The sequence below is a fragment of the Sphingobium sp. ba1 genome (assembly GCF_000743655.1).
GTDB lineage: Bacteria > Pseudomonadota > Alphaproteobacteria > Sphingomonadales > Sphingomonadaceae > Sphingobium.
Window position 1 is genome coordinate 525,135 of record NZ_JPPQ01000083.1, and the last position, 6,684, is coordinate 531,818.

General features: G+C 64.7%; 5 protein-coding genes. 2 read left to right on the plus strand and 3 right to left on the minus strand.

Going from position 1 to position 6,684, the window contains the following annotated elements; all coding sequences use genetic code 11:
- Positions 1-296: 296 nt before the first annotated feature.
- Entirely contained in the window at positions 297-1,967 is a 1,671-nt protein-coding gene (locus IL54_RS21685; protein ID WP_037480366.1) for an MFS transporter, read from the minus strand.
- A 12-nt stretch (positions 1,968-1,979) separates the two neighbouring features.
- Positions 1,980-3,317 (minus strand): DcaP family trimeric outer membrane transporter, encoded by a 1,338-nt coding sequence (locus IL54_RS21690; protein WP_037480368.1) that lies wholly within the window; start codon positions 3,315-3,317, stop codon positions 1,980-1,982.
- A 236-nt stretch (positions 3,318-3,553) separates the two neighbouring features.
- Here IL54_RS21690 and acs point away from each other — a divergent pair, with 236 nt between their 5' ends.
- Both acs and IL54_RS21700 read left to right on the plus strand, forming a co-directional pair.
- Positions 3,554-5,497, plus strand: a complete 1,944-nt coding sequence (acs, locus tag IL54_RS21695) for an acetate--CoA ligase (RefSeq protein ID WP_037480370.1) — start codon at positions 3,554-3,556, stop codon at positions 5,495-5,497.
- Between the two features lie 104 nt (positions 5,498-5,601).
- Complete coding sequence (locus IL54_RS21700) at positions 5,602-6,213, plus strand: LuxR C-terminal-related transcriptional regulator (protein WP_272945528.1); 612 nt, start codon at positions 5,602-5,604, stop codon at positions 6,211-6,213.
- Here IL54_RS21700 and IL54_RS21705 read toward each other — a convergent pair.
- Positions 6,199-6,684 (minus strand): response regulator (locus IL54_RS21705; protein ID WP_193378920.1); only part of this gene is annotated, 486 nt, incomplete at its 5' end. The two genes, IL54_RS21700 and IL54_RS21705, sit on opposite strands and share 15 nt — an antisense overlap.

Here is a 6,684-nt window from a genome sequence, read left to right on the forward strand (position 1 = left end):
GTTCATCAGGCCGCCCGCAAACCAGCCTTCGCCCTCGGTCCAGGCGCGCACAGGCGGCACTTGCCACTCGATCGCCTGCGCCGCGTCCAGCCAATAGCGTTCGCGATCGTTCTGACTGCGCATCTGTGCGTCCAGATAGGCCTGGGCCATGATTTTCTCTCCCATGTTGGAAATAATCCTGCCGCAAATCTGTAGGAAAGGCCATTCGACGTTAGTCGGGCGCGGCCTGGGCGACATAAAATAAGGGCGGCCTCCTATTGGTGGCCGCCCCTGATTCCATTGTACGGGTCGCTGTACTAGTCGTCGATATTGCGCTTGAACGTCTCCGGCAGGAACAGCAGGCCGATGACCACGGTGGCGGCTGCAACGACCACCGGATACCATAGGCCGTAATAGATGTTCCCGGTCGCCGCGACCATCGCGAAGGCCGTCGTTGGCAGGAAGCCGCCGAACCAGCCATTGCCGATATGATAGGGCAGCGACATCGACGTGTAGCGGATGCGGCTGGGGAAGAGTTCCACCAGCATCGCGGCGATCGGCCCGTAGACCATCGTCACCAGCATCGCGAGCGCCCACAGGATCGCCACGACCGCGACCTTGTTGATCTTCGCGGTGTCCGCCTTGGCCGGATAGCCCGCATCGACCAGCCCTGCCTGCAACTGCGCCTGATAGGCCGCGATCGCCGCTTTCTTGTCCGGTCCCGCCAACGTGGCGGCATCGGGCGCGGTCAGGCTGACGCTGCCGATCCTGACCACCGCAGGCGTGCCTGCTGCGGCTTCGACATTGTCATAGCTGACCCCGGTCTTGGCCATATAGGTCTTGGCGACGTCGCAGCTCGACGTGTCGAACTTGTTCTTGCCGACCGGATCGAACTGGAACGAACATTCGGGCTTATAGGCAACGATCGTCACAGGCGCGGAGGCCTGCGCCGCCGCCAGCGCGGGATTGGCTGCATTGGTCAACGCCCCGAACAGCGGGAAGTAGGTCATCGCCGCCAGCGCACAACCGCCCAGGATAATCGGCTTGCGGCCGATCTTGTCGGACAGCCAGCCGAAGAAGACGAAGAAGGGGGTAGCCAGCGCGAGCGCGATGGCGATCAGGATATTAGCCGTCGCGCCATCCACCCGCAGCGTCTTTTCCAGGAAGAAGAGCGCATAGAATTGCCCGGCATACCAGACCACCGCCTGACCCATGACCGCACCCAACAGCGCGATGATGACCCAGCGCAGATTGCCCCATTTGCCGAACGCTTCGGTCAGCGGTGCCTTCGACGTGGTGCCTTCGTCCTTCATCTTCTGGAAGACGGGGCTTTCGTTGAGCTGCAGGCGGATCCACATCGACACGCCGAGCAGGAAGATCGAGATCAGGAAGGGCAGACGCCAGCCCCAGGCGGCAAAGGCTTCCTCGCCCAGCGCGAAGCGGAAACCGATGACCACCAGCAGCGCGGCGAACAGCCCGAAGGTCGCGGTGGTCTGGATCCAGCTGGTATAAAGGCCGCGTTTCCCCTCCGGCGCATGTTCGGCGACATAGGTTGCCGCCCCGCCATATTCGCCGCCCAGCGCCAGGCCTTGCGCCAGACGCAGGACCAGCAGGATGACCGGCGCCGCGACGCCGATGCTGGCATAATTGGGCAGGATGCCGACCGCGAAGGTCGACAGGCCCATAATGCCCATGGTGACCAGAAACGTATTCTTGCGCCCGACCATGTCGCCGATCCGCCCGAACACGATCGCGCCGAACGGCCGCACCGCAAAACCGGCGGCAAAGGCGGCGAGGGCAAAGATGAACCCCGTCGTCTCATTCACGCCGGAGAAGAATTGCGCCGAAATATAGGTCGCCAGCAGGCCGTAAAGATAGAAGTCATACCATTCGAACACCGTGCCCAGCGATGACGCGGCAATGACGAGCTTCTCATTCTGCCCCGTCACGCTGCGCTTTGGCTGGCCGTCGTCATATGTTGTCGCCATCTGCCCTCTCCCTTAAAAAGTATATTTCGCGGCCATCTCGACACGGTCCATCTGGCCCTTCAGGCCACTGACGACTTCCCGCTGAGCATGACGATATTCGATCCCGAAATCCAGATTCTTGACCGGCGACCAGAACAGGTTGCCGGCCAGGCTGTAGGCCGCCTTGTTGGCCAGATCCGGCAGCAGGATGCCGCCGGGATAGTCGGCATGCTGGTATCCGACCATGAAGGTCGACCGGATCGTCGGCGTCCAGCCGAGCTTGAGCGCGGCAAAGCCAGCGACATTGTCGACCACATGCAACTGGTTGCCGATCGCGCTGTCATAGATGGCGTCGGGCGCATAGCCGACGGTGAAGTAGCGGCCCATGCCATGGCCATAGGTGGCCAGGAAGCGCAGGTCGTGCCGCCCCTCCGGCCCGAACGGAATCTTGCCGCCCGTCGTGATGCCCCAGCCCATCGCCGTGTCGCCGACGCCATTGTTGCGCACCGACAATTGCCGCACCAGCCCGGCGACATGCAGTTCGCCGATCGCGCCCTTATAGGCGAGCTTGGCGACCAGGTCGGGGATGCGATCCTGGTCGTTGTCGATCAGGGCAGGGGCGGTCGTCGTCTCCGTCTCGGTCTGCGGATTTTCCGCCGCCAGATAGAGGTCGAAGCCGCTGCCCAGCGGTTGCTTATATTGCACCATCATCTGCCGCACGAAGATCGCGCCGTCCATCGGCCCCACGAAATCCGTGGTTTCGGGCAGATGGCCGGGATTTTGGAAGGTCGTCCATTCCTGCCCGATCAGCCAGTTGCCATAGCTGATGAAGCCCCGGCGGAAGGTCGGCGTATAGGGGTTGGTCGCCCGCTGCGCACCCAAGGGGGCTGCCGCCAGCGCGAAGTCGAACTCGACCACGCTCTTAATCTCCTTGCCACCCAGCGGCGTGGAGGTACTGAACGACAGCCGCGTCTGGCGCGCATGGCCGATGATGTCGCGGCTGCTTTGGCCGCCCACCGGAATCTGCTGCGGCAGGTAGAATTCCTTGCCCAGCGATCCGCCCGGCACCGCGCCATCGTCATAGCGCGTCGCGCTGCCCACGACCTTCACGAAGCCGCCCAGCTTGAAGGTGGTGGCCCCGACCTTGAAGCCGTCCGACGCTGGCTTGGCTTCCAGTGCCGCGACGCGGCTGTCGGCCTTCTGCGCGATCTGCGTCGATGTCTGTTGCTCGGATCGCGCCTGCGTCAATTCGCTGCGCAGCGCCGATACCGCAGCTTCCAGCTGGTTGAGCCGCGCTTCCAGCTCCGCCTCGCGCGCCGTCTGCGCCATGGCACCAGGGGCGTTGACGATAGCCACCGCCATCGCGCCCATCGCAATCCCGCGCCTTAGATTTATGAATGCTCTATTCGTCATCATTCATCCTCTCCCCGCCGGTCGCCCCTTTCTGCGAAGGGGTGTGGCGATCCGGCCATGCTTGCATCATGCGGGTCGGGGCAGGGGAAGGATAAGGCGGACCATGGTCGCAAGTCCCTCCAACTTTGGTCGAGGATGGCGGGCGGGCCTGGCTTCGTTACGCTAGTGCGAAAGAGTTTGGAGAGGCCAAAACCATGAGCGAATCCCTCTATCCCGTTCCCGCGTCCCTCGCCGCCGATGCGCGGGTCACTGCCGCGGACGCCGCCCGGATGCATGCGCAGGCGCTGGCCGATCCCGACGCCTTCTGGCGCGATCAGGCGCAGCGCCTTGACTGGATCACCCCCTTCACCAAGGTCGATGAAAGCAGCTTCAATGAGGCTGATTTCGGCATAAGCTGGTTCGCCGACGGTCAACTCAACGTCTCGGCCAACTGCATCGACCGGCATCTGGCCGAACGGGGCGACCAGCCCGCGATCATCTGGGAAGGCGATAATCCGGGCGAAAGCCGGGTCATCACCTATGCACAACTCCACGAGGAAGTCTGCCGCTTCGCCAATGTGTTAAAAGAACAGGGGGTCCGCCGCGGCGACCGGGTGACGCTCTATCTGCCGATGATCCCCGAAGCCGCCTTCGCCATGCTGGCCTGCACCCGCATCGGCGCGGTCCATTCGATCGTCTTCGGCGGCTTCTCGCCCGACAGCCTCGCCAGCCGCATCCGCGACTGCGACTCCCGCCTGGTCATCACCGCCGACGAAGGGCTGCGCGGCGGCAAGGCCGTGCCCTTGAAGGCCAATGTCGATGCGGCGCTTGCCCATTGTACCTCGGTCGAAACCGTCCTCGTCGTCCAGCGCACCGGCGCGGACGTGCCGATGGTGGAGGGTCGTGACCTCTTCTACGGTCCCGCCCGCGATGCCGCTGCGCCGGATTGCCCGGCCGAAGCGATGGGCGCAGAAGACCCGCTGTTCATCCTCTACACCTCCGGTTCGACCGGCACGCCCAAGGGCGTCCTCCACAGCACGGGCGGCTACCTCCTCTGGGCGGCGATGACCCATGCGCAGGTGTTCGATTACCGCCCCGGCGAAGTCTATTGGTGTACCGCCGACATCGGTTGGGTCACTGGCCACAGCTATGTCGTCTATGGCCCGCTCGCCAACGGCGCGACCACGCTGATGTTTGAAGGCGTGCCCAACTATCCCGACCATAGCCGCTTCTGGCAGGTCTGCGACAAATGGAACGTCGCGATCTTCTACACCGCCCCCACGGCGCTGCGCGCCTTGATGCGTGAAGGCGACGCCTTCGTGCAGGCGACCAGCCGCGCGTCGCTGCGCATCCTGGGCAGCGTCGGCGAGCCGATCAACCCGGAAGCCTGGCAATGGTATCACCGCGTCGTCGGCGAAGGCCGCTGCCCGATCGTCGATACCTGGTGGCAGACCGAAACGGGCGGCATCCTGATCGCCCCGCTACCCGGCGCGACGGACTTGAAGCCGGGCTCGGCGACCAAACCGCTATTCGGCGTCCATCCCTTGCTGGTCGACGCCGATGGCAGGGAACTGGACGGTGCGACCGAGGGCAATCTGTGCATCGCCAAAAGCTGGCCCGGCCAGATGCGCACCGTCTATGGCGACCATGAGCGTTTCTTCCAGACCTATTTCACCACCTATCCGGGCCGCTATTTTACCGGCGACGGTGCCCGCCGCGATGCCGATGGCTATTATTGGATCACCGGCCGCGTCGATGACGTCATCAACGTGTCGGGTCACCGCATGGGCACCGCCGAAGTCGAAAGCGCGCTCGTCGCGCATGCCAAAGTCGCGGAAGCGGCGGTCGTGGGCATGCCGCACCCGATCAAGGGGCAGGGCATCTACGCCTATGTGACGCTCAACGCGCATGAGGAACCGTCCGAAGAGCTACGCAAGCAGCTCGTCGCCTGGGTCCGCAGCGAAATCGGCCCGATCGCCACGCCCGACATCATCCAGTTCGCGCCCGGCCTGCCCAAGACCCGATCGGGCAAGATCATGCGCCGCATCCTGCGCAAGATCGCCGAGGGCGAGACCGATGCGCTGGGCGACATTTCGACGCTGGCCGACCCGTCGGTGGTCGAAGCGCTGATCGCCGACAGCCAGATGGTAGCGGCCTGAGACGCTTGCCGGGCTAGGGGATAACCCCTATTTGCATCGCTGCCCAATGCGGGGCAGGATGGCGGTGGAGAGGGAAGGATAAGCCAACGGCAATAGGCACCATCTTGGTGGCGGACGATCATCCGCTCTTCCGTCAGGCTTTGGTCATGGCGGCCTCCAACGTCGCGCCCGACGCGCGGATCGTGGAGGCGGCGACGCTGGACCGCGCGGTGGAAACCGCCACCGCCGCCAGCGACCTGCTCCTCATCCTGCTCGACCTCAAAATGCCGGGATCGGCGGGCTTTTCCGGCGTGGCGCTACTCCATGCCGAACGCCCCTCGGTCCCCATCCTCGTCATTTCCAGCGCCGATGCGCAGATCGCCGCAGCCGAAGCGCGCCGCTATGGCGCGGTCGGCTTCATCGGCAAGGATCAGGATCTGAGCGTCATCGAAGACGCGATTGCCGCCGCTCTGGCGGGCGAAACCCCCGCCGTCGCGCCCCTGATGCCCGATGAGGTGGATGAGATGGCCGGCAAGGTCGCCTCGCTGACGCCGACCCAATTGCGCGTCCTGCTCGGCGTGTTGGACGGCCAACTCAACAAGCAGATCGCCTGGGAACTGGGGGTCGCCGAATCCACCATCAAGTCGCACATGACGACGGTCCTCGCCAAACTCGGCGTCCAGAACCGCACCCAGGCCGCGCTCGCTGCCCGCGCGCTGGGATTAGGAAACCGCTGACCCACCAGCGCCGCGCCGCGCTACCTCCGCAATCCACTGTTCCAGCACCGTCGCCGCCAAAGGCTTGGCGAGCAACGGAATATCCCGCTCGGCGAGGCGCGCCAGCATCGCCTCACTACGCTCGGCCGTGACCAGCGCCACCGCCAGCCCCGGCAATCGATCGCGCAGCGCGTCGATCAAGTCGATGCCATCGCGCGCCGTGCCCAGCGCGAAATCAACCAAAGCGCCATCAAATGGCCCGCTGGCCGCCAACGCCTCGCTTTCCGTCGCCGCCACCACACAGTCATGTCCCATGCCGTCCAAAGCCGCTTGCATCGCCGCGCGATTGGCCGGATCATCGTCCACGACCAGCAGGCGCAGGCCGGTCGTCGGCGCAAGCACCGCCGCCGCTACGGTTGCCGCCGCTACCGGCGGCGACGCCGCCACCAGCGGCAGGCTGATTGCAAAGCAACTCCCCTTGCCGGGCCAGGA

Coding starts and splice junctions, on each gene's coding strand:
- IL54_RS21685 (WP_037480366.1), bottom strand. CDS start 1,967: ATGGCGACAACATATGACGACGGCCAGCCAAAGCGCAGCGTGACGGGG.
- IL54_RS21690 (WP_037480368.1), bottom strand. CDS start 3,317: ATGGGCGCGATGGCGGTGGCTATCGTCAACGCCCCTGGTGCCATGGCG.
- acs (WP_037480370.1), top strand. CDS start 3,554: ATGAGCGAATCCCTCTATCCCGTTCCCGCGTCCCTCGCCGCCGATGCG.